Origin of the sequence: Actinokineospora alba, assembly GCF_004362515.1 — a bacterium.
Lineage (GTDB): Bacteria > Actinomycetota > Actinomycetes > Mycobacteriales > Pseudonocardiaceae > Actinokineospora > Actinokineospora alba.
Map to the genome: position 1 here is coordinate 5758750 of NZ_SNXU01000001.1, position 21361 is coordinate 5780110.

The 21361-nt window shown below is 70.7% G+C and carries 20 protein-coding genes; 17 read left to right on the plus strand and 3 right to left on the minus strand.

Going from position 1 to position 21361, the window contains the following annotated elements; all coding sequences use genetic code 11:
* Positions 1 to 33: 33 nt before the first annotated feature.
* Entirely contained in the window at positions 34 to 795 is a 762-nt protein-coding gene (locus C8E96_RS26305) for an IclR family transcriptional regulator (RefSeq protein WP_267463818.1), read from the minus strand.
* Positions 796 to 896: 101 nt separating this feature from the next.
* Between C8E96_RS26305 and aceB the strand changes: the two genes are divergently transcribed.
* From aceB to alc, 8 genes are all read left to right on the plus strand, one after another.
* On the plus strand, positions 897 to 2486 hold the full coding sequence (gene aceB, locus C8E96_RS26310; RefSeq protein ID WP_091370173.1) for a malate synthase A: 1590 nt from the start codon (positions 897 to 899) through the stop codon (positions 2484 to 2486).
* 2 nt (positions 2487 to 2488) lie between these two features.
* Positions 2489 to 3676 carry a DUF6986 family protein gene (locus tag C8E96_RS26315; protein ID WP_091369617.1) on the plus strand — a complete coding sequence of 396 codons (1188 nt, stop codon included), beginning with the start codon at positions 2489 to 2491 and terminating at the stop codon, positions 3674 to 3676.
* A 101-nt stretch (positions 3677 to 3777) separates the two neighbouring features.
* Positions 3778 to 4587: a hydroxypyruvate isomerase family protein gene (locus C8E96_RS26320; protein ID WP_091369619.1), complete on the plus strand. Its 810-nt coding sequence runs from the start codon at positions 3778 to 3780 to the stop codon at positions 4585 to 4587.
* Positions 4588 to 4599: 12 nt separating this feature from the next.
* Positions 4600 to 5475: a 2-hydroxy-3-oxopropionate reductase gene (locus C8E96_RS26325; RefSeq protein ID WP_091369621.1), complete on the plus strand. Its 876-nt coding sequence runs from the start codon at positions 4600 to 4602 to the stop codon at positions 5473 to 5475.
* 13 nt (positions 5476 to 5488) lie between these two features.
* Positions 5489 to 7252 (plus strand): glyoxylate carboligase, encoded by a 1764-nt coding sequence (gcl, locus tag C8E96_RS26330; RefSeq protein ID WP_091369623.1) that lies wholly within the window; start codon positions 5489 to 5491, stop codon positions 7250 to 7252.
* Between the two features lie 14 nt (positions 7253 to 7266).
* Positions 7267 to 8379 carry a glycerate kinase gene (locus C8E96_RS26335; protein WP_091369625.1) on the plus strand — a complete coding sequence of 371 codons (1113 nt, stop codon included), beginning with the start codon at positions 7267 to 7269 and terminating at the stop codon, positions 8377 to 8379.
* Positions 8376 to 9710, plus strand: a complete 1335-nt coding sequence (gene allB, locus C8E96_RS26340; RefSeq protein ID WP_091369627.1) for an allantoinase AllB — start codon at positions 8376 to 8378, stop codon at positions 9708 to 9710. The genes C8E96_RS26335 and allB overlap by 4 nt, the downstream gene beginning before the upstream one ends.
* Positions 9707 to 10687 (plus strand): allantoicase, encoded by a 981-nt coding sequence (gene alc / locus C8E96_RS26345; protein ID WP_091369628.1) that lies wholly within the window; start codon positions 9707 to 9709, stop codon positions 10685 to 10687. Before allB ends, alc begins: the two co-directional genes overlap by 4 nt.
* A gap of 221 nt (positions 10688 to 10908) precedes the next feature.
* Here alc and C8E96_RS26350 read toward each other — a convergent pair whose 3' ends face one another.
* Positions 10909 to 11406, minus strand: a complete 498-nt coding sequence (locus C8E96_RS26350; RefSeq protein ID WP_091369630.1) for a GNAT family N-acetyltransferase — start codon at positions 11404 to 11406, stop codon at positions 10909 to 10911.
* Positions 11407 to 11550: 144 nt separating this feature from the next.
* Between C8E96_RS26350 and C8E96_RS26355 the strand changes: the two genes are divergently transcribed.
* The 3 genes from C8E96_RS26355 to C8E96_RS26365 are packed head-to-tail and all read left to right on the plus strand — an operon-like array spanning position 11551 to position 15296.
* Complete coding sequence (locus C8E96_RS26355) at positions 11551 to 12675, plus strand: GNAT family N-acetyltransferase (protein ID WP_091369632.1); 1125 nt, start codon at positions 11551 to 11553, stop codon at positions 12673 to 12675.
* A 60-nt stretch (positions 12676 to 12735) separates the two neighbouring features.
* Positions 12736 to 14067 (plus strand): hypothetical protein, encoded by a 1332-nt coding sequence (locus tag C8E96_RS26360; RefSeq protein ID WP_091369633.1) that lies wholly within the window; start codon positions 12736 to 12738, stop codon positions 14065 to 14067.
* A complete protein-coding gene (locus C8E96_RS26365; protein WP_091369635.1) occupies positions 14067 to 15296 on the plus strand; it encodes an MFS transporter in 1230 nt (409 codons plus the stop codon). Before C8E96_RS26360 ends, C8E96_RS26365 begins: the two co-directional genes overlap by 1 nt.
* Here the strand turns inward: C8E96_RS26365 and C8E96_RS26370 are convergent.
* Complete coding sequence (locus C8E96_RS26370) at positions 15293 to 16837, minus strand: PucR family transcriptional regulator (RefSeq protein ID WP_166658127.1); 1545 nt, start codon at positions 16835 to 16837, stop codon at positions 15293 to 15295. The genes C8E96_RS26365 and C8E96_RS26370 overlap by 4 nt on opposite strands.
* Before the next feature lie 139 nt (positions 16838 to 16976).
* On the opposite strand from C8E96_RS26370, the gene uraD reads away from it, so the two are divergent.
* Genes uraD through C8E96_RS26400 form a run of 6 tightly spaced genes read left to right on the plus strand, consistent with a single transcriptional unit; the run spans position 16977 to position 21356 of the window.
* Positions 16977 to 17489 (plus strand): 2-oxo-4-hydroxy-4-carboxy-5-ureidoimidazoline decarboxylase, encoded by a 513-nt coding sequence (uraD, locus tag C8E96_RS26375; protein WP_091370175.1) that lies wholly within the window; start codon positions 16977 to 16979, stop codon positions 17487 to 17489.
* Positions 17486 to 17797: a hydroxyisourate hydrolase gene (uraH, locus tag C8E96_RS26380; RefSeq protein ID WP_091369638.1), complete on the plus strand. Its 312-nt coding sequence runs from the start codon at positions 17486 to 17488 to the stop codon at positions 17795 to 17797. The genes uraD and uraH overlap by 4 nt, the downstream gene beginning before the upstream one ends.
* Positions 17798 to 17801: 4 nt before the next feature.
* Complete coding sequence (pucL, locus tag C8E96_RS26385; RefSeq protein WP_091369640.1) at positions 17802 to 18680, plus strand: factor-independent urate hydroxylase; 879 nt, start codon at positions 17802 to 17804, stop codon at positions 18678 to 18680.
* Positions 18680 to 19534, plus strand: a complete 855-nt coding sequence (locus C8E96_RS26390) for an FAD binding domain-containing protein (protein WP_091369641.1) — start codon at positions 18680 to 18682, stop codon at positions 19532 to 19534. The genes pucL and C8E96_RS26390 overlap by 1 nt, the downstream gene beginning before the upstream one ends.
* A complete protein-coding gene (locus C8E96_RS26395) occupies positions 19534 to 20004 on the plus strand; it encodes a (2Fe-2S)-binding protein (RefSeq protein WP_091369643.1) in 471 nt (156 codons plus the stop codon). The genes C8E96_RS26390 and C8E96_RS26395 overlap by 1 nt, the downstream gene beginning before the upstream one ends.
* Positions 20001 to 21356, plus strand: coding sequence for an 8-oxoguanine deaminase (locus tag C8E96_RS26400; protein ID WP_091369645.1), 1356 nt, complete (start codon positions 20001 to 20003; stop codon positions 21354 to 21356). The genes C8E96_RS26395 and C8E96_RS26400 overlap by 4 nt, the downstream gene beginning before the upstream one ends.
* Positions 21357 to 21361 lie beyond the last annotated feature (5 nt).

The window sequence follows — 21361 nt, forward strand, 5'->3', positions numbered from 1 at the left end:
GGCCGCGCGCGGGCTGATCATAGGCAGCCGCGGCTACCCCAGCGCGGCGGACAGCTCCGCGGCGATTCCCTGCAGCGCGGGGACCACTTCGCCGTAGCGGGCCTCGCTGACCCGGGCGGCCGGGCCGGAGATGGAGATCGCGGTCATCGTCGGCGCGTTGGGAACGGCGACGGCGATGCAGCGCACCCCGAGTTCCTGTTCGCCGTCGTCGACGGCGTAGCCCTGCTCGCGCACCGCGGCGAGTTGTTCGATGAACGCGGCGGGCGTGGTGATCGTGTGCTCGGTGTGTGCGGGCATCCCCGTGCGGCGCAGCAGGTCGGTGACCTGACGCTCGGGCAGCTGGGCGAGCAGGACTTTGCCCACGGCGGTGGAGTGCGGCAGCACGCGCCTGCCGACCTCGGTGAACATCCGCATCGAGTGCTTCGACGGGATCTGCGCGACGTAGACGATCTCGTCGCCGTCGAGCATGGCCATGTTCGCGGTCTCGCCGATCTCGTCGACCAGCCGGGACAGGTGGGGCCGGGCCCAGACGCCGACCAGCTTGCCCGCGGTCTCGCCGAGCCGGATCAGCCGGGGCCCGAGCGCGTACTGCCGGGACTGCTCCTGGCGCACGTATCCGCGGTTGACCATGGTCCGCACCAGCCGGTAGATCGTCGGCATCGGCAGGCCCGAGAGCTTGGCCAGCTCGCTGAGCGGCACTTCGCGGCCCGCGTCCGCCATGTGTTCGAGCAGGTCAAAGGCACGTTCGAGCGACTGCACGCCGCCCGACGGCTTATCGGTGTCTGAGGATGCCACGGAAGCATCATTCCATGATGCGAAACTTCTGGCGATTTCGTATGGCGAAAGTTATTGTTCGAGATACGAAACGCCGACCCCGAAGGACTGACGTGACTGACATCCGGATCAACGGCGCCCCCGTGGAACGCGGCGACGAAATCCTGACCCCGGCGGCGCTTGAGTTCGTCGCCGAGCTGCAGCGGCGCTTCGGCGGCACCCGGGACGCGCTGGTGGCCGCGCGCGCCGCGCGCCGGTCCGAGGTCGCCCGCACCGGCAGGCTCGACTTCCTCGACACCACAAGGGACATCCGTGAGAGCGACTGGACCGTCGCGACGGCCCCCGCGGACCTGACCGACCGGCGGGTGGAGATCACCGGCCCGGCCGAGGCGAAGATGGCGATCAACGCGCTGAACTCCGGCGCCCGGGTCTGGCTCGCCGACCTGGAGGACGCGAGCACCCCGCACTGGGCCAATGTGGTCTCCGCCCAGGTCACCCTGGCCGACGCGGTGCGCGAGCAGCTGACGTACACCGCGCCGGACGGCACCGAGTACCGGCTGCGGGAGGACACCCGGCTCGCGACGATCGTGATGCGCCCGCGCGGCTGGCACCTGCCCGAGCGACACGTCGTGGTCGACGGGCGGCCGGCGGTGGCGGCGCTGGTCGACTTCGGTCTGTACTTCTTCCACAACGCGCGCGAGCTGATCGAGCGCGGCGGCGGCCCGTACTTCTACCTGCCGAAAATGGAGAGCCACCTCGAGGCCCGGCTGTGGAACGACGTCTTCAACCACGCCCAGGACGCGCTCGGCATCCCGCGCGGCAGCGTCCGCGCGACGGTGTTGATCGAGACGATCCCGGCGGCGTTCGAGATGGACGAGATCCTCTACGAGCTGCGCGAGCACGCCTCGGGCCTTAACGCGGGCCGTTGGGACTACCTGTTCAGCGTGATCAAGTACTTCCGGGACGTCGGCCCCGACTTCGTGCTGCCCGACCGCAACGGTGTCGGGATGGCGTCGCCGTTCATGCGCGCCTACACCGACCTGCTGGTCCGCACATGTCACCGGCGCGGCGCGTTCGCGATGGGCGGGATGTCGGCGTTCATCCCGTCGCGCCGCGACCCGGAGCTGACCCAGGTGGCGCTGGCCAAGGTCCGCGCGGACAAGGAACGTGAGGCCCACGGCGGGTTCGACGGGTCCTGGGTGGCCCACCCTGATCTGGTTCCGGTGTGCCGCGAGGTGTTCGACGGCGTCCTCGGCGAGCGGCCCAACCAGCTCGACCGCACCCGTGACGACGTGTCGGTGACCGCCGAACAGCTCCTGGACGTGGCGAGCACACCGGGCGAGCCCACGGCGGAAGGGTTGCGCGGCAACGTGGCCGTGGCGCTGCGCTACCTGGAGGCATGGTTGCGCGGCAGTGGCGCGGTGGCGATCTTCAACCTGATGGAGGACGCGGCGACCGCGGAGATCGCGCGTTCGCAGATCTGGCAGTGGTTGCGCAACGACGTCAAACTCGCCGACTCCGGCGAACTGGTGACCGCGGAGCTGGTGCGGCGGATCGAGGACGAGGAACTGGAGACTCTGCGCGAAGCCCTTGGGGCGGAACAGTTCGAGGCGGGTCGGTTCGGCGACGCGCGGGCCCTGTTCGAGCGGGTCGCGCTGTCCGACGACTTCGTCGACTTCCTGACCCTGCCCGCCTACGACCTGATCGACTGACCATGGACGAGCTGCTGAGCGAACTGGACACCCTGCTTGCCCCGGTCGACGCGGACCTGCTCCGGCGGTATCCCGGCGACAGCCACACCCGACAGCCGGTGCACACCGTGTACGTGCCCGCCGACCGGTTCCACGCCGACCTGTGCCCCGAGTGGGGCGCGGAGGCGACGCGGGCGCTGGCCGAGCACCCCCTCGATCTCGACGACGAGGTGCGCGCCCGCGTTGTCGACAAGCTGGATCGCGAGCCGATCGAGGACCTGCGCGTCGACTTCGAGGACGGCTACGGCAACCGCCCCGACTCCGAGGAGGACGCCGCGACCCGCGCGGCCGCGGAGGTGATGGCGCGGGGTCACCTGCCGCCGTTCGTCGGGATCCGGTTCAAGAGCCTGGAGGCCGCGACCCGGCGGCGCGGTGTGCGCACCCTCGACCTGTTCCTGGGCACCATGCTGGACGCCGGTCCCCTGCCCGAGGGCTTTGTGGTGACCCTGCCGAAGGTCACCGCGGTCGAGCAGGTCGCGGCCATGACCGTCGTGTGCGAACGGCTCGAAGTGGCCCATGGGCTGCCACCAGGGCGGTTGCGCTTCGAGATCCAGGTGGAGACACCGCAGGCGATCCTCGGGCCGGACGGCACGGCGGCGGTCGCCCGGATGATCGACGCGGCAGGCGGGCGCTGCACGGGCTTGCACTACGGCACCTACGACTACAGCGCGGCCCTGGGCATCTCCGCCGCCTACCAGAGCATGGAACACCCCGCGGCCGACCACGCCAAAGCGGTCATGCAGCTCGCCGCCGCGGGCACCGGGGTCCGACTCTCCGACGGGTCCACCAACGTCCTGCCGGTCGGCGAGAGCACCCCGGACGCGTGGCGGCTGCACGCCCGGCTGGTGCGCCGGTCGTTGGAGCGCGGCTTCTACCAAGGCTGGGACCTACATCCCGCGCAATTGGTGACCCGGTACGCCGCCACCTACGGCTTCTTCCGCGAGGGCCTTCCCGCCGCCGCCGAGCGGCTGCGGGACTACGTGGAACAGACCGGTGGCGGGGTGCTCGACGAGCCCGCCACCGCCCAGGCGCTCGCCGCGTTCGTCGTGCGCGGCCTGAACTGCGGCGCCACCGACGACACCGAGGTCGCCGAGCTCACCGGGCTCGACCGCGCGACCCTCGACAGCTTCGCCTGCCGCCGAGTCGGCTGATCCCAAGCATGCAGGGGCCTTGATTCTCGACGCCCTGACTCGTACTGTCGTTTTCACACAGCAAAACATTTATTCCACAATACGAAATCCCGGAGGTCGCAGTGGGTCACTCGCTCCGCTTCGAGGTGAACTGCTCGATCCTGTTCACCGACCTGCCCCTGTTGGAGCGACCGCGGGCGGCCAAGGACGCCGGCTTCGACGCCGTCGAGTTCTGGTGGCCGTTCGCCGAGGCCGTCCCCGCCGACCGCGAGGTCGACGCGTTCGTCGCCGCCCTGGAAGACGCCGACGTGCAGTTGGTCGGGCTGAACTTCTTCGCGGGCGACATGCCCGGCGGCGACCGGGGCCTGGTGTCCTGGGTCGGCCGCGAGCAGGAGTTCCGCGACAACGTCGCCCTGGTCACCGAGATCGGCGTCCGCACCGGCTGCCGGGCGTTCAACGCCCTGTACGGCAACCGGATCGCCGAGGTCGACCCCGCCGCCCAAGACGACTTGGGCGCGGAGAACCTGGCGCACGCCGCCGAGTCCGCCGCCCGCATCGGCGGCACGGTTCTCATCGAGGCGGTCAGCGGCCCGCAGCCCTACCCGCTGCGCACCGCGGCCGACGCCTTCGCGGTGATCGACCGGGTCGGCGCACCGAACGTGCGGTTCCTGGCCGACCTGTTCCACCTGTCTGTCAATGGAGATGACCTGGACAAGGTCATCGACGAGTACGCCGACCGCACCGCGCACGTCCAGATCGCCGACGCCCCCGGCAGGCACGAACCGGGCTCCGGCGACCTCGCCATCGACGCCGCCCTGGCGCGGCTGGAGCGGGCGGGCTACCGCGGGTGGGTCGGCCTGGAATACGTCCCGAGCACCACGACCGTCGAGAGCTTCGCGTGGCTGCCACGCGAGCGCCGGTCAAGCAAGTAGAGGAGAACGAACATGACCACGATCGGATTCATCGGACTCGGGATCATGGGTGGCCCGATGGCCGCCAACCTGGTGAAAGCCGGGTACGACGTCGTCGGGTGCAACCTGACCCAGCCGCCGGTCGACCGGCTCGTCGCCGCCGGTGGGCGCGCGGCGAGCGGCATCGCCGAGGCCACCCGCGACGCCGACATCGTGATCACGATGGTCCCCGACTCCCCCGACGTCGAGGACGCGGTCCTCGGTGACGACGGTGTGCTGGCCAACGCCAAGCCCGGGCTGCTGCTCATCGACTGCAGCTCGATCCGCCCGGCCACCAGCCGCGCGGTCGCCGAAGCCGCTGTCGCGCAAGGGGTCCGCGTGTTGGACGCCCCGGTCAGCGGCGGCGAGCAGGGCGCGATCGACGCCACCCTGTCGATCATGGTGGGTGGCGAGGCCTCCGACTTCGAGACCGCGAAGCCCATCCTCGACGCGGTCGGCAAGACCGTCGTCCACGTCGGACCGCACGGCGCCGGGCAGACGGTGAAGGCGGCCAACCAGCTCATCGTCGCCGGGACCATCGAACTCGTCGCCGAGGCGATCGTGTTCCTCGAGGCGCACGGCGTCGACATGGACGCCGCGATCAAGGTCCTCGCCGGCGGGCTCGCGGGCAACGCGATCCTCGACCGCAAGGCCGCGAACATGCTCAAGCGCGACTTCACCCCCGGTTTCCGCCTTTCCCTGCACCACAAGGATCTCGGCATCGTGCAGGCCGCGGCCCGCGACGCCGGTGTGGCGATCCCGCTGGGCGCGGTCGTCTCGCAGCTTGTCGCGTCGATGGTGGCGCGTGGTGATGGCTCCCTGGACCACTCCGGGTTGCTCAAGCTCGTCCAAGAACTGTCCGGCCGCTGAGTAGGGAAGACACATGCCACGCATGACCGCCGCGCGCGCCGCGGTCGAGATCCTCAAGCGCGAGGGCGTCACGCACGCCTTCGGGCTGCCCGGCGCCGCCATCAACCCGTTCTACGCCGCGCTGCGTGCCAGTGGCGGTATCGACCATGTCCTGGCCCGCCATGTCGAGGGCGCCTCGCACATGGCCGAGGGCTACACCCGGGCCAAGCCCGGCAACATCGGCGTCTGCGTCGGGACTTCAGGCCCCGCGGGGACCGACATGATCACCGGCCTGTACTCCGCGGCCGCCGACTCCATCCCGATCCTGTGCATCACCGGGCAGGCCCCGGTGGCCCGGCTGCACAAGGAGGACTTCCAAGCCGTCGACATCACCTCGATCGCCAAGCCGGTCACCAAGATGGCGATGACCGTGCTGGAGGCCGCGCAGGTGCCGGGCGCGTTCCAGCAGGCGTTCCACGTGATGCGTTCGGGTCGCCCCGGCCCGGTGCTGCTGGACCTGCCGATCGACGTGCAGCTCACCGAGATCGAGTTCGACCCCGACACCTACGAGCCGCTGCCGGTCTACAAGCCTGCCGCCACGCGCGCGCAAATCGAGAAGGCGCTCGACCTGCTCGCCGAGGCTCAGCGCCCGCTGATCGTCGCGGGCGGCGGGATCATCAACGCCGACGCCGCCGACCTGCTCGTCGAGTTCGCCGAGCTGACCGGTGTCCCCGTTGTGCCGACGCTCATGGGCTGGGGCGCGATCGCCGACGACCACCCGCTGATGGCCGGGATGGTCGGCCTGCAGACCGCGCACCGCTACGGCAACGCCACCATGCTCGAGTCGGATTTCGTGTTGGGCATCGGCAACCGGTGGGCCAACCGGCACACCGGTGGCCTCGACACCTATCGGCAGGGCCGCAAGTTCGTCCACGTCGACATCGAGCCCACCCAGATCGGGCGCGTGTTCGCCCCCGACTACGGGATCGCGTCCGACGCGAAGGCAGCGCTGGAGCTGTTCGTCGAGATCGCCCGCGAGCGCACCCTCCCGGACCGCAGCGAGTGGGCCGAGTCGTGCCAGGCGCGGAAGCGGACGCTGCAGCGGCGCACGGACTTCGACAACACCCCGATCAAGCCGCAACGGGTGTACCAGGAGATGAACCGCGCGTTCGGCCCCGACACCCGCTACGTCACCACGATCGGGCTCTCGCAGATCGCGGCGGCCCAGTTCCTGCACGTGTACCGGCCGCGGCACTGGATCAACTGCGGCCAGGCGGGCCCCCTGGGTTGGACGCTGCCGGCGGCGATCGGCGCTTCGGTCGCGGACCCGGACACCCCGGTGGTCGCCCTGTCGGGTGACTACGACTTCCAGTTCATGATCGAGGAGCTGGCGGTCGGCGCGCAGTTCGCCATCCCGTACATCCACGTGGTCGTGAACAACGCCTACCTGGGGCTGATCCGGCAGGCGCAGCGCGGGTTCGACATGGACTTCTGCGTGCAGCTGTCCTTCGAGAACATCAACTCCCCGGAGCTGGGCGCCTACGGCGTCGACCACCTCAAGGTCGCCGAGGGCCTGGGCTGCAAGGCGATCCGGGTGACCGACCCGGACGACCTGCTCTCGGCGTTCGAGAAGGCCAAGTCGATGATGGCCGAGTTCCGGGTGCCCGTGGTCGTGGAGGTCATCCTGGAGCGGGTCACGAACATCTCGATGGGCACGGAGATCGACAACGTGGTCGAGTTCGAGGAACTCGCCACCCGACCGGAGCACGCGCCGACCGCCGTCCTCACGCTCGATTGAGCGAGGATCAGGGTATGGACGTGCTGGTCGCACCGGACAAGTTCAAGGGCTCGCTGACCGCCCGCGAGGTCGCCGCGCACCTCGCCGCCGGGTTGCGCTCGGTGGTGCCCGGTCTCGCGGTGCGGGAGGTGCCCGTGGCCGACGGCGGCGAGGGCACCCTCGACGCGGTGGTCGCGGGCGGGTTCGAGCGGGTCGGAGTCCGGGCGAGTGGCCCGACGGGGGCGCCGGTCGACACCGGGTACGCCCTGCGCGACGGGGTCGCGGTGGTCGAGCTGGCCGACGTGTCCGGGCTCGCGCGGCTGCCCGGTGGCGTGCTGGAGCCGATGCGGGCGTCGTCGTACGGGACCGGGGAGGTGGTGCGCGCGGCGCTCGACGCGGGCGCGCGCACCGTCGTCCTCGGTCTCGGCGGGTCGGCGTGCACCGATGGTGGTGCGGGTCTGCTGCGGGCACTCGGTGCCCGCTTCCTCGACCGGCATGGCATCGAGGTCGACGCCTGGACCGAGGCGGAACGCCTCGACCTGAGCGGGCTGCACCCGGGGGCGCGCGCGACGGAGATCGTCGTCGCCTCCGATGTGGACAACCCGCTGCTCGGCCCGCACGGCGCGGCGGCGGTGTATGGGCCGCAGAAGGGCGCGGACGCCGCCCAGGTGCGGATGCTGGACTCCGCACTGGCCCGGTGGGCGGAGGTCGTGCGCCGGGAGACCGGTGTGGACGCCGCCGAGCAGCCTGGGTCGGGTGCCGCGGGTGGAGTCGGGTTCGCCTCGCTCGCCCTCGGCGCCACCCTGCGCCCGGGTATCGCCTACCTGCTCGACGTCCTCGGGTTCGGCAAACACCTGACCGAGGCCCGGCTCGTCGTCACCGGTGAGGGCTCGCTCGACGAGCAGACCCTGCGCGGCAAGGCACCCGCCGGGGTGGCCGCGGCGGCCCGAGCGGCCGGGGTCCCGGTGGTCGCCGTGGCCGGTCGGATCCAGTTGGCCCGTGCGGACTTGGCGGCGGCGGGGTTTGCTGGGGCGTATGCCTTGACGGATCTGGAACCCGACCCGGCCCGCTGTATGGCCGAGGCGGGTCCACTGCTCGAACGGCTCGCCGCCCAGCGGGTCGCCACCCACTTGGAGGTTTCTCCATGACCGACTTCGACCTGGTGTTGCGGGCGCGGCGGGTCATCACCGGGGCCGGTGAGCAGGCCCGCTGGGTGGGTGTCCGCAACGAGCGCATCGCCGCCATCGAACCCTTCGACACCCCGGTGCGGGCCGCACAGGTGATCGACCTGGCCGACGACGAGGTGCTGCTGCCCGGGCTGGTCGACACCCATGTGCATGTCAACGAACCCGGCCGCACCGAATGGGAGGGCTTCGCCAGCGCCACCCGGGCCGCCGCCGCGGGCGGGGTGACGACCATCGTCGACATGCCGCTCAACAGCGTGCCCCCCACGGTGGACGTCGACGCGCTGCGGGTGAAGCGCAAGGCCGCGCAGGGGCAGGTGTGGGTCGACACCGGCTTCTGGGGCGGCGCGGTCCCCGGCAACGTCTCGGCACTGCGACCGCTGCACGACGCCGGGGTGTTCGGGTTCAAATGCTTCCTGCTGCACTCCGGTGTCGACGAGTTCCCGCACCTCACCGCCGCCGAACTCGACGAGGCCATGCGCGCGGTGGCCGCGTTCGACGGCCTGCTGATCGTGCACGCCGAGGACGCCGACACCATCGACCATGCCCCACACGAGCCCGGTGCCGCCTACGCCGACTTCCTGCGGTCGCGGCCCCGGGTCGCCGAGGATGTGGCGATCGCGCAGGTCATCGAGCTGGCCAAGAGCACCGGGTGCCGGGCGCACATCCTGCACCTGTCCAGCGCCGACGCCCTGCCGATGATCGCCGCCGCGCGCGGCGAAGGTGTCCGGCTCACCGTGGAGACCTGCCCGCACTACCTGAGTTTCACGGCCGAGGAGATCGGCGACGGCGCCACCCAGTTCAAGTGCTGCCCACCGATCCGGGAAGCCGACAATCGCGAGCAGCTCTGGCAGGCTCTCGCGGAGGGCGTCATCGACTGCGTCGTGTCCGACCACTCCCCCTGCACCCCGGAGCTGAAACGCCTCGACCTGGGTGACTTCGCGGTCGCGTGGGGCGGGATCTCCTCGATCCAACTGGGCCTGCCCGCCGTCTGGTCCGGCGCCCGCGAACGCGGCCACACCCTGGCGAACGTCGTCGAGTGGATGGCGGAACGCCCCGCCACCGTGGCCGGGCTGGCCAACAAGGGCCGCGTCGCGGTGGGCGCCGACGCCGACTTCTGCGTGTTCGCCCCGGATGCGGAGTTCGTGGTCGACCCAGCGGCCCTGCACCACAAGAACCCCATCACCCCCTACGCGGGCCGCGCGCTGACCGGCGTCGTCCGCGAAACCTGGCTGCGCGGCACCCGCGTCGCCGAGCGGCCACACGGACAACTGATCTCCCGAGGAGAGTCATGAGCGACTTCACCGACCTGCCCGACCTGGCCGTCCGCACCCTGGGCGGCGGTGTGGTCGCCGCCAACGACGAACTCTTCGCCGAACGGGAAAACCTGATCCGCCCCACCGCGGCGGTCTACCAACCCCACACCTTCGGCCACAAGGGCCAAATCTACGACGGTTGGGAAACCCGCCGCAGGCGCGAACCCGGCCACGACTGGGCGATCGTGCGACTCGGCGTCCCCGGCGTTGTGCGTGGTGTCGTGGTCGACACGGCCTGGTTCGTCGGCAACTACCCAGAACACTGCACAGTCGAGGGCGCGGCGGTCACCGGCTACCCCAGCCCGGAGGAACTGGCCGACGCCGACTGGGTGGAACTGGTACCGAAGTCAGCCCTCAAGGGCGACACCCGCAACCTCTTCACGGTCGACTCGACCAAGCGCTTCACCCACGTACGACTCAACATCTTCCCCGACGGCGGTGTGGCCCGTCTGCGCGTACACGGCGAAGCCGTACCCGACCCAGCCCTCTTCGACGGTGTGCCGTTGGACTTGGCGGCGATGGAGAACGGCGGCGTGATCACGGGCTGCTCGAACATGTTCTTCGGCGGCCCCGCGAACCTGCTGCTCCCCGGCAAGGCCCGAACCATGGGCGAAGGCTGGGAAACAGCCCGCAGGCGCGACGACGGCAACGAGTGGGTAGAGGTGCGCCTGGCGGAAGAAGGCGTGGTGCGGCAGGTCGAGATCGACACAACCCACTTCGTCGGAAACGCACCAGGCTGGTTCCGCCTAAGCAGCGGGGACCTAGAGCTCATCCCACGAACGAGGTTGCAGCCAGACACCCGACACCTGTTCGTAGTCGAGGTCCCCACCCCAGTACGAAACATCCGGGTCGACACCTACCCAGACGGCGGCTTCGGCAGGCTACGCGTCTACGGCGCACTGACCCCAGAAGGCCAAGCCCGATTGACCCAGCGCTACACCGATTCCCAGCACTAACCACCGCACCAAGTAACGGGCCGAACCCAACGGCCTGTTTGGGTGGTTCGCCTTGATTTGGGGTGAAATGGGCCTAAACTTTCGCGGCGCGGGGCAGTTTCCCTATCCTGCCCGCTTTACCCGCGCAGGCCCATTTCCGGGGTCCCCAAATCAAGGCGAACCACCCAAACAGGCCCACCCGTCAAGCCAGCGGCGAGCCCCCAGGCACCCAAGCCAAAGGCTCAGTCCGAAGGCATCTCACGGTTGGAGAAGTAAGGGTTCTTGAACGGCAACTCCGACAGCCACTCCAACAACCCGCGATACACCTTCACGTAATACCCCTGCTCATAAGCCTCAGGCGTAACCCACCAACTCACGTCGACGTCGTGGTCGAGGTTGTCCGCAGTCAGCGGCGTACGCCCACCCATCGGATACAGGTAGCAACACCCGAGATACCGGTCCGAAGTGTCGTACAAGGCATACGTATACGAGCCACCGTCCCGGAACTCGGCTTCATGCCAGACCAGGTCGACGTAGTTGTACTCCTCGGTGACCGGCCCAGTCGGCCACGAACCGCCCCGCGTCTGCCGGATGAGGTCCAGGCTGGCGTTGATGCCGCGCACATCCTCGCTCAGGTCCGCGCGCGTGATCGCCTTGGCGACGACGTCCTCGTACGTCAGCCGCTGCGAGACCGCCTCCGGAGGCGCGTCGAGTTTCCGTTTGAACGTGCGGTAGTCCATCTCGCTCCTCGTCGTTGGGATTCCCACGCTAACGGGTGCGGGCCGCTCGGACCCCTCGACTGGTGAAGGTCCGCACTCTGCGAGAAGACCCGCCGATGTGGCGTCGTGATACTGCGGTCGACGTCGCTGAGGTGAGGGGACACCATGAGCATCGAAACCGAGCGGGCGGGACCGCGATTAGGCGGCCTGTCGGCGGCTGCCTGGGACGGGTTGGCCGGGCCGCATTTCTATTCGTCCGCGGACTGGTTGGGGTACTGCGCCGCGGAGTTCGGTGGGGAGAGCGCCGCCGCGGTGTCCTATCAGGACGGTGCGCCGGTGTGCGCGGTCCCCTACGCGTGGGCTGGGGACTCCCTGTTCGGGCGGTATCGCTGGCACAACATCCTGACCGCCGCGGGTCTGCCCGCGCCCGCACCGGAGGGGATTCTCGTCGGCCCGCGGGAGGGGTACCAGGCGCATTTCCTTGGGACGCCGGGTCCGGCCGCGCTGGGTGAGGTGGTGGACCAGGTGCGGGTGGCGGCCAGGGGGCAGTCGTGTGTGGCCATGTACGTCACGACCGAGGACGCGCTCGCCTTGCGCCGCGCGGGGGTGACGGCGACACCGGTCCTGCTCGACGCGGACGCGTGGGTCGAGGTGCCGGGGGGCGACCGCGCGAAGTGGGAGGCGTCGCTGTCGAGCAAGCGGCGCACGATGGTCCGCCGTGAGCAGCGCAAGTTCCGCGATAGCGGCTACCGGATCGAGCAGGTTCCGCTGACCGGGTGCTGGGAGCGCCTGGGTGCGGTGGCCAGCGCGACCCAGGCGAAGTACGGGCATGCCACCACACCCGAGGTCGAGCTGGCGGCGCTGCGCAGCCACGCGGTCCACATGGGCGACGCGGCGCAGGTGGCGCTGCTGTCCACACCGGAGGGCTCGGTGGTCGGCTTCTGCCTCTACTACGTGTGGCGGGGCACGGCGTTCCTGCGGTGGGTGGGTTTCGACTACGAACGGCTTGCGGGCTGCGAGTACTTCAGCGTCGTCTACTACGCCCAGATCGAGTGCGCCACCGAACTCGGCATCCAGTGGCTGCACGCGGGCGTGGGCGCGATGGAGGCCAAGGCGATGCGGGGCGCCCGGCTGCGGCCGCTCTGGCTGGTCGACCTCACCGAGGACAGCGTGCTCGCGGGCGCGGAGCCCGAGATCCGCGCGCACAACGCGGCCGCGTATGGCGAACTCAAAGCCGCCTCGGCGACGGCGAGCGCGGTCGACGACGACGCCTGGCGGCCTTTCCTTTAGTCCGCCGCATAGAGCAATGACGAAGAACCATGCCTGCTGTCTAAGAAGGACAATCCGATCATGTCTTCCGACGCGGTGACGCGCGCGTATCTCACGGCCGCCGGTGAACCTGGATCGCGCCTGGGCGCGGCGATCGAGCAGGTGCGGAGCGCGGCGTCACTCGCCGCGTGGGGCGGGCAGTTCCTCGACCGGCCACTGTTTGTGGGCGAGGCGGAACTGCGGGCTTTCGGCGCCGACCTGCATCAGCTGACCGGGTTGCTGCTGGACCTGCCGGGGCGGCTTTTCGACGGCGACCTCGAACGGTTCGCCGACGCCGCGGGTGTCGATGGGGAGCGCGGCGCGCTCATGCGCAGGCTGGGGGTGGCGCCGCCCGCGACCGGGCGCGCGGACGTCTACCACGACGGCGAGGCCTACCGGGTGTTGGAGTTGGGCATCGGCAGCGACCACGGGGGCTGGGACCGCAGCGGCGAGGTGCCCCGCGCGTTCCTGAAGGACGAGGCGTTCGCCGCGTTCGCCGCCGAGCACCGGCTCGGCTACACCCACAGCCCGACGGAGCTGGCGGCTACGCTGCGCGGTGTCGCCGGGGACGACGACCCGGTCGTCGCATTGGTGGAGGGGCCCGGCGCCTTGGGCGAGTGGATCGCCGCCTGGCAGCCGCTGCGCGACACCCTGCGCGACTGTGGGATCCGGTGCCACCTGGGCGAACTGGGCGACCTCTCCGTGCACGGCGACAAGCTGTTCTTCGGCGGTGACCGGGTCGACGTCGTCTACCGGTGCTTCGACACCGAGCAGGTGCTGGCCGACCCGGCGGCGCTCGACCTCGTCGAGCGGATCTGCAAACTGCATGAGGCGGGCGAGGTGGTGCTCTGGACGCCGCTGGAGTCGAACCTGTTCGTCGAGAAGGGATGCCTGGCGCTGTTGTCCGACCACGGCCGGTCCGGTGCTTTCTCCGCTGATGAGCGGACCCTGATCGACCGGGTGGTCCCGTGGACCCGCCTGCTCAGCGAGCCGTCTCTGCGGGCCGACCCCGACCTGCTCGACCGGTGCCGCGCCGAGCGCGAGCAGCTGATCCTCAAGCCCACCGACCAGTTCGGCGGACACGGCATCGTCGCCGGGTGGGAGACCCCCGAACGCGAGTGGCTCGACGCGCTGCACGCGGCGGCGTCGACGAGCGCGGTCATCCAGCGCCGGGTGATCCCCCGGACCGAACCGGCCATCGGGCCCGACGGGCAACCGGAGACCTGGCACGCCGTCTACGGGTTCTATTACACGCCAACGGGTTTCGCGGGCGTGCACGCCCGGGTGGCACCGGTGGACCGCAGCGCCGTCATCGGCCTGGCCACCAACCAGAGCGTCCGCTCGGCGGGCGTCTTCCACATCGAGGAGAACTGATGACGCAGACAGCGGCGGCGCCCGCCCGCACCAAGCTGCCCGGCGCCTTCCACTACCTGTGGGGAGCCAGCTTCATCGCCACGCTCGGCGACGGCGTGCTCCTGGCCGCGCTCCCGCTCATGGCCAAGTCGCTGAGCGCCGACCCGCAGCTCATCGCCGGGGTGGCCACCGCGGGCACCGCGCCCTGGCTGCTCGCGCTGGTCGTCGGGGTCGTCGTCGACCGGCACGACCGCAAGCGGCTGATGATGCTGGCGCAGCTGACGCAGTGCGCCCTGGTCGTGCTGATCGCGGTGATCGCCACCACCGGCCTGACCCAGCTGTGGATGCTGTTCGTCCTGGCGTTCGGCATCGGCTCGGCGGAGGTGCTGTTCACCGCGGCCAGTCAGGCGTTCGTGCCCTCGATCGTGGGCCGGGACAACCTCGAGACCGCCAACGGCAGGCTCATCACCACGCAGATGGTGTCCAAGCAGTTCCTCGGCCCGCCGCTGGGCGGGGCGCTGTTCGCCTTCGCCCTGCCCCTGCCGTTCTGGCTCAACACGATCACGTTCGCCGTCTCGGTGGTCCTCATCGCCCGTGTGCGCCGCACGGCCGCGCCCGCGGTGACCGCACCGCGGCGGTCGATGGCCGCGGAGATCGGCGAGGGCCTGCGCTGGCTGTTCCGCAACCGCCTGCCGCGGGTGCTCACCCTGGGCGCGGGCGCGGGGAACTTCTGCGAGTGGATGGCGCTGTCGGTGCTGGTGCTATTCGCCACCGAGGTCCTGCACCTGGGCGACCAGGGGTTCGGTCTGCTGCTGGGCGCCATGGCCATCGGCGGGGTCATCGGCGGCCTGGTCAGCGGCCGCGCCGTCACCCGCTTCGGCGCCCGCCAGGTCGCGATCGGCGCGCAGCTCGTCTGCCCGTTCGCCTGGTTGGCCATCGGCCTCGTCGGCCGGGACCCGGTCACGGTCGTGCTGCTGTTCACCGCGTTCTCCACCGCGGTGACCCTGTGGAGCGTCGTGTCGCTCTCGGCGCGGCAGCGGCTGATCCCCGACGCCCTGCTGGGCCGGGTCACCAGCGCCAGCCGGATGCTCACCTACGGCGCGATCCCCCTCGGCGCCCTGTGCGGCGGGTTCATCGCCAAGGAGTTCGGCCTCATCGCCCCGTGGATCGTCGGTGGTGTGCTGTCCCTGCTGGTCACCATCGTCTCGATGCCCGCGATGCTCCGCTGGGACAAGGAAGTTCCGGACTAGCGAATCCGCAAGGCCAGGAACAGGTCAACCCGGTCCTCCAAAGAGGACAGTGAGCGCCCGGTCAGTTCCTCCACCCGCTGCATCCGGTACCGCAACGTGTTGACGTGCACGTGCAGCAACTCGGCTGTCCGCTGCCAGGACCCGGAACACTCCAGGAAGGTCCGCAGCGTCGACACCAGCTCGGAGTTGTGCGACGAGTCGTAGCTCAGGACCGGGCCCAGCACCCGGTCCTGGAAGGTCTGGCGCACGTCGTCGGGCACCGACGCGATCAGCAGCATGTGCGAGTCGACCTCGTCGGCCGTCGCCACCGCCACCCTGCTGTGCCGCAGTTCGGCCAGTCCACGCACGTGCCGTGCCTCGTCGATCGCCCCGCGCAGCGCGGCCGAGCCCAGGGCGGGGCCGCTGATCCCGATGACCAGCCTGCGCCTGCCCATCGCCCGTTCCATGCGTTCGCCCGCCTGACGCACCAGGTCGGCGACCGCGTGGGCGTTCGCGGGCGCCCCCACGGGGATCAGCGCGATTGTCTCCGCGCCCACGCGCGCCACCATCAGCGACGGGAACACCGGCCCCAGCAGCTCGTCGAGCAACGCCCGCGGCACGTCCACCGGGCCGGTCACGCCCTCGGTCGACACCACCACCGCGACGAACGCCCCCTCCGGTTCCAGATCCGCCGCGCGCAGCCGGGCCGCCAGTTCCGCCGGGTCCCGCACCGCGGCGGTGACCAGGGGGATGATCTGGTCGCCGAACCGGTGCCGGGCCCGCGCCCCCTCTTCGGTCCGTGAGCGCTCCACCCCGGCCAGGCTGGCCAGTTCCAACACCGACTCACGCGCCTCCCGCGGCCACTGGTCATGTACGCCTTCGCAGGCCAGGAACCAGCCGACCAGGCCGCGCGCCCCGACCGGGAACACACTCATCCGCCGGTCACCGGCCAGCCGAACCACCGTCGGAACCTGTTGCGCGGTGAGAAACGTACGAACCAGTTTGTCCACATCGGACTCATCGAGGGTGGCCGCCGCGGCGACCTGCCGCCCGGAGGTGGACAGCAGCGCGCACGGGATCTCGTTGTCCTGCGACCACACCCGCACCAGTCCGCCCAGCCCGGCGCCCTCGGCGATCGCGTTGACCAGCCGCCGCCGCTTGCTCAGCACCCCCGCGATCCCGCTGCCGCTCTCCTCGGCCAGCCTGCGGCTGACGTCCTCGGTGACGGTCGCGAACGAGATGGCGATGGGCACCTCGATCAGCGTCACCCCGTGCCTGCGGCACGCCTCGATGAGGTCCGCCGGGATCTCGCCGTACACGGCGTCACCGGCGGCGACCGCGGCCACGTCGGCCGCGGCGACGGCGGCGGCGAAGGTCTCCGAGTCCTCGGGTGAGCGCCGCCAGATCAGGCCGGTGAGCACCAGTTCGCCGCCGCTGAGGTACCTCCCGGGGTCGAGCAGGTCGGTCGTGTAGACCCAGCGGATGGGCCGGTCCAGCGACTCCTCCCCCGCCAGCACGGTGAGCCCCAGCTCGGGCTTGTCGACCAGATCGCGGACCCGCATCCACCGATCGTAGTTGGAGGATCCTCCAAATGGGGCGCTCCACATCGGACTTGTTTCGTGGTCGCCGCCCCTAGGCCCCTCCCCCCTCGAACTGGTGTGCTTCTGCTCACAGCGACACGAGATCGAGGGGACCACCGCGATGACCGCTATACCCGGCCTGACCTGGCTCAACGGCCTGGCACCGGAGGACGCCGAACGGGAGTTGCGCACGTGCTGCGCCTCCCGCGCGTGGGCGGGGAAGGTGGCGGCTGGGAGGCCGTTCACCGACCTGTCCGCGGCGGCGTACGCGGCGGACACCGCGCTCGACGATCTGGGCTGGGCCGACGTCGAGGAGGCGCTCGCCGCGCACCCCCGCATCGGCGACCGTGCCAGTGGCACTGACCGGGAGGCCGCCTGGTCTCGGGGCGAGCAGTCGGCCGCGAGCCAGGCGGCCAGTCAGACCCTGCGGGACGTGGCCGAGGGCAACCGGGCCTACGAGGAGCGCTTCGGGCATGTGTTCCTGATCTGCGCGACCGGGCTGGCCGCCGACGAGATCCTGGCGAACCTGCGGTCCCGGCTGGGCAACGACCCGGCCACCGAGCGCGGTGTCGTGCACGCCGAGCTCCGCAAGATCACCCATCTGCGGCTGCGCAAGCTGGTGACAATCCCGTGAGTCTCTCCACGCACGTCCTGGACAGCACGCGGGGGCTGCCTGCCGCGGCGATGTCGGTGCGCCTGGAGTCCCCGGGCGGCATCACCACCGCGCTGACCGACGCTGACGGGCGGGTCCGTGACTTCGGTCCGCTGACGGCCGGGACGCACCGCCTGGTGTTCGACACCGGCGCCTACTTCACCGGCCTCGGCGTGCCCGCGTTCTACCCCGAGGTCGTCATCACCTACGGCATCGACGACCCCGAGCAGCACTACCACGTTCCGCTGCTGCTCTCCCCATTCGCCTACTCGACCTACCGAGGGAGCTGACCCCATGGCCATCATCTTGGGCCCCAACCAGTACGGCAAGGCCGAGACCCGCGTGGTGCACGTGACCCGCAACGGCTCCGTGCACGAGATCAAGGATCTCAACGTCAGCGTCGCCCTCGGCGGCGACATGACCGACACGCACATCACCGGCGACAACTCCAAGGTCCTGCCGACCGACACGCAGAAGAACACGGTGTTCGCCTTCGCCAAGGAGCACGGTGTCGGCGAGATCGAGGAGTTCGGCCTGCGGCTGGCGAAGCATTTCGTCGACTCGCAGCCCACGATCCACTCCGCCCGGGTGCAGATCGAGGAGTTCGCCTGGGAGCGGTTGTCGGTAGGCGGCGCGCCCGCCCCGCACTCGTTCCAGCGCTCCGGCGTGGAGACCCGCACCGCCACCGTCACCTATGACGGCACGAAAGCGTGGGTGGTCTCCGGGCTCAAGGACCTGGTGGTGCTGAACTCGACAGCCTCGGAGTTCTGGGGATATATCCGCGATCCGTACACCACGCTGCGCGAGACCGCCGACCGTGTGCTGGCCACGGCGGTCACCGCGCGCTGGCGGCACGCCTCGGAGGACACCGACTGGGGCAAGTCCTACGCCGAGTCCCGGCAGCACCTGGTGGAGGCGTTCGCCGAGACGCACAGCCTCTCGCTGCAGCAGACCCTCTACGCGATGGGTCAGCGCGTGCTGGAGAACCGCCCGGAGGTCGCCGAGGTGCGGCTGACGCTGCCGAACAAGCACCACTTCGTCGTGGACCTCTCGGCGTTCGACCTGGACAACGACAACGAGGTGTTCTTCGCCGCCGACCGCCCCTACGGGCTGATCGAGGGCACCGTGCTCCGCGACGACTCGCCGGAGCCGGGACTGGCCTGGAGCGAATGATGGAGTTCTTCAAACCCGCCACCTGGTCCGAGGCGCTGGCCATCAAGGCCGAGCACCCGGACGCCACCCCGATCGCGGGTGGCACCGACATCATGGTCGAACTGAACTTCGACGTCCGCCGCCCGGGCGCGCTGCTGGATCTGACCGAGATCGCCGAGTTGCGGGAGTGGTCCGCGGTGGGCGACGGGTTCCGGGTCGGCTCCGGGGTCAGCTACGCGCGGATCATCGAGGAGCTGGGCGCGTCGCTGCCCGGCCTGGCGATGGCGGCCCGCACCGTGGGTTCGCCGCAGATCCGCAACCGGGGAACCGTCGGCGGCAACCTCGGGGCGGCCTCACCGGCCGGGGACTCGCACCCGCCGCTGCTGGCCGCGGCCGCCGAGATCGAGGTCGCCTCGGTGCGCGGCACCCGCCGCATCCCGGCCGCGGAGTTCTACAAGGGCGTCAAGCGCAACGCGATGGAACCGGACGAGCTGATCGCCGCGTTCCACATCGCCGCCGCCGACGGCCCGCAGCAGTTCGCGAAGATCGGCACCCGCAACGCCATGGTGATCGCGGTCTGCTCGTTCGGGCTCGCGCTGCACCCGTCGACCCGCACGGTCGGGACCGGCGTTGGCTCCGCGGCGCCCACCCCGCGTCGGGCGTTGGACGCGGAGACGTTCATCGCCGCCGAACTGGAGTGGGATTCGCCGGGTCCGCTGCGTGACAGCGTGCTCGTCCGCTTCGGCGAACTGGTGGCCCAAGCCGCGTCACCGATCGACGACGTCCGCGGCACCGCGGACTACCGCCGCCATGCCCTGTCCGTCATGGCCCGCCGCACGCTCGGCTGGGCCTGGGACTCCTACCGGAGGAACTGATGCGACTTCGCTGCAAAGTCAACGGCGAGGCCCTCGAGGCCGACGACGTGTGGCCCGGGGAGTCCCTGCTGTACGTGCTGCGGGAGCGGCTGGGCCTGCCCGGTTCGAAGAACGCCTGCGAGCAGGGCGAATGCGGGTCCTGCACGGTGTACCTCGACGGGGTGCCGGTGTGTTCGTGCCTGGTCGCCGCGGGTCAGGTCGAGGGCCACGAGGTGACCACTGTGGAGGGTCTGGCCGACGGTGACCGGCTCGACCCGGTGCAGCAGGCGTTCGTGGAGAAGGGCGCGGTGCAGTGCGGGTTCTGCACGCCCGGCCTGATCGTGGCCACGCACGACTTGCTGGAGCGCCGGTGTCAGCCGAGCGACCCGGAGATCCGGGAGGCGTTGGCCGGGAACCTGTGCCGCTGCACCGGGTACGAGAAGATCCTGGACGCGGTGCGGCTGGCCGCTGACCGCAAGGCCGCCTCATGACCACTTTGGTGATCGAGGACTGCGCGGTGGCGACCGTCGACGCGGCGGGCACCGAGCACGAGTCCGGGCATGTCGTGGTCGAGGGCGACCGCATCACCGCGGTCGGCCCCGGTTCCGCGCCGCCCGTGCGGGGCGGGGACGTGCGGCGGATCGACGGCAGCGGCTGCGTCATCACACCCGGTCTGATCAACACCCACCACCACCTCTACCAGTGGGCGACCCGCGGCTTGGCGCAGGACGCGACCCTGTTCGGGTGGCTCAGCGAGCTGTACCCGGTGTGGTCGCGCATCGACACCGGTGTCCTGGCCGGGGCGGCCGAGGCCGCCCTTGGGTGGCTCGCGAAGTCCGGGTGCACCACCACGACCGACCACCACTACGTGTTCCCGCGCGCGGGCGGCGACCTGTTCGCCGAGGAGATCGCCGCCGCGGCCCGCATCGGTGTCCGGTTCCACCCGGCCCGCGGGTCCATGGACCTGGGCAAGTCGCAGGGTGGGCTGCCGCCGGACACTGTCGTCGAGGACCGCGACGAGGCGCTGGTCGCCACGGAGGCGGCGATCGACCGCTGGCACGACGCCTCCCCCGGCGCGATGGTCCGGGTCGCGGTCGCGCCATGCTCCCCGTTCTCGGTGACCTCGGAGCTGATGCGCGATGCCGCGGAGTTGGCCCGTCGCAAGGGAGTCCGCCTGCACACCCACCTCGCCGAGACCCTCGACGAGGAGGAGTTCTGCCTGCAGCGCTTCGGGTGCACCCCCACCGAGTACCTCGACCGGCTCGGCTGGCTGGGCGAGGACGTGTGGCTCGCGCACTGCGTGCACCTGTCCGACGTGGCGATCAAGCGGTTCGGCGAGACCGGCACCGGGGTGGCGCACTGCCCCACCTCCAACGCCCGCCTCGGCGCCGGGATCGCCCCCGTGCGCGCCCTGCTGGACGCCGGTGTCCCGGTCGGCCTCGGCGTCGACGGCGCCGCGTCCAACGAGCAGAGTTCATTGATCGACGACGTCCGCGAAGCGCTTCTGGTGGCCCGCCTGCGCGGCGGTCCCGCGGCGCTGACCGCGCGGGAAGCGCTGCGCCTGGGCACCATCGGCGGCGCCGCCTGCCTGGGCCGGGCCGACGAACTCGGGTCGATCGAACCCGGCAAACTCGCCGACCTCGCCCTGTGGCGGATCGACGGCCTCGGCCACGCAGGCATCGAGGACCCCGTCGCCGCCGTCGTCCTGGGCCCACGCCCACCGCTGGACCTGCTCCTCGTCGGCGGCAAGCCCGTCGTCGAGGACGACCACCTCCGCATGGCCGACGAGCGACGACTCGCCGCCGCCGCCCGCGCCGCCCACCGCACGCTTCTGTCGAGGTGACCACA

What these genes read in the sequence shown, in the direction of transcription:
- gcl (WP_091369623.1), top strand. Translation starts at nt 5,489, where the DNA reads ATGCCACGCATGACCGCCGCGCGCGCCGCGGTCGAGATCCTCAAGCGC.
- C8E96_RS26370 (WP_166658127.1), bottom strand. Translation starts at nt 16,837, where the DNA reads ATGCGGGTCCGCGATCTGGTCGACAAGCCCGAGCTGGGGCTCACCGTG.
- C8E96_RS26400 (WP_091369645.1), top strand. Translation starts at nt 20,001, where the DNA reads ATGACCACTTTGGTGATCGAGGACTGCGCGGTGGCGACCGTCGACGCG.
- C8E96_RS26335 (WP_091369625.1), top strand. Translation starts at nt 7,267, where the DNA reads ATGGACGTGCTGGTCGCACCGGACAAGTTCAAGGGCTCGCTGACCGCC.
- C8E96_RS26365 (WP_091369635.1), top strand. Translation starts at nt 14,067, where the DNA reads ATGACGCAGACAGCGGCGGCGCCCGCCCGCACCAAGCTGCCCGGCGCC.
- C8E96_RS26325 (WP_091369621.1), top strand. Translation starts at nt 4,600, where the DNA reads ATGACCACGATCGGATTCATCGGACTCGGGATCATGGGTGGCCCGATG.
- C8E96_RS26315 (WP_091369617.1), top strand. Translation starts at nt 2,489, where the DNA reads ATGGACGAGCTGCTGAGCGAACTGGACACCCTGCTTGCCCCGGTCGAC.
- C8E96_RS26360 (WP_091369633.1), top strand. Translation starts at nt 12,736, where the DNA reads ATGTCTTCCGACGCGGTGACGCGCGCGTATCTCACGGCCGCCGGTGAA.
- C8E96_RS26395 (WP_091369643.1), top strand. Translation starts at nt 19,534, where the DNA reads ATGCGACTTCGCTGCAAAGTCAACGGCGAGGCCCTCGAGGCCGACGAC.
- uraD (WP_091370175.1), top strand. Translation starts at nt 16,977, where the DNA reads ATGACCGCTATACCCGGCCTGACCTGGCTCAACGGCCTGGCACCGGAG.
- allB (WP_091369627.1), top strand. Translation starts at nt 8,376, where the DNA reads ATGACCGACTTCGACCTGGTGTTGCGGGCGCGGCGGGTCATCACCGGG.
- C8E96_RS26390 (WP_091369641.1), top strand. Translation starts at nt 18,680, where the DNA reads ATGGAGTTCTTCAAACCCGCCACCTGGTCCGAGGCGCTGGCCATCAAG.
- C8E96_RS26355 (WP_091369632.1), top strand. Translation starts at nt 11,551, where the DNA reads ATGAGCATCGAAACCGAGCGGGCGGGACCGCGATTAGGCGGCCTGTCG.
- C8E96_RS26350 (WP_091369630.1), bottom strand. Translation starts at nt 11,406, where the DNA reads ATGGACTACCGCACGTTCAAACGGAAACTCGACGCGCCTCCGGAGGCG.
- pucL (WP_091369640.1), top strand. Translation starts at nt 17,802, where the DNA reads ATGGCCATCATCTTGGGCCCCAACCAGTACGGCAAGGCCGAGACCCGC.
- alc (WP_091369628.1), top strand. Translation starts at nt 9,707, where the DNA reads ATGAGCGACTTCACCGACCTGCCCGACCTGGCCGTCCGCACCCTGGGC.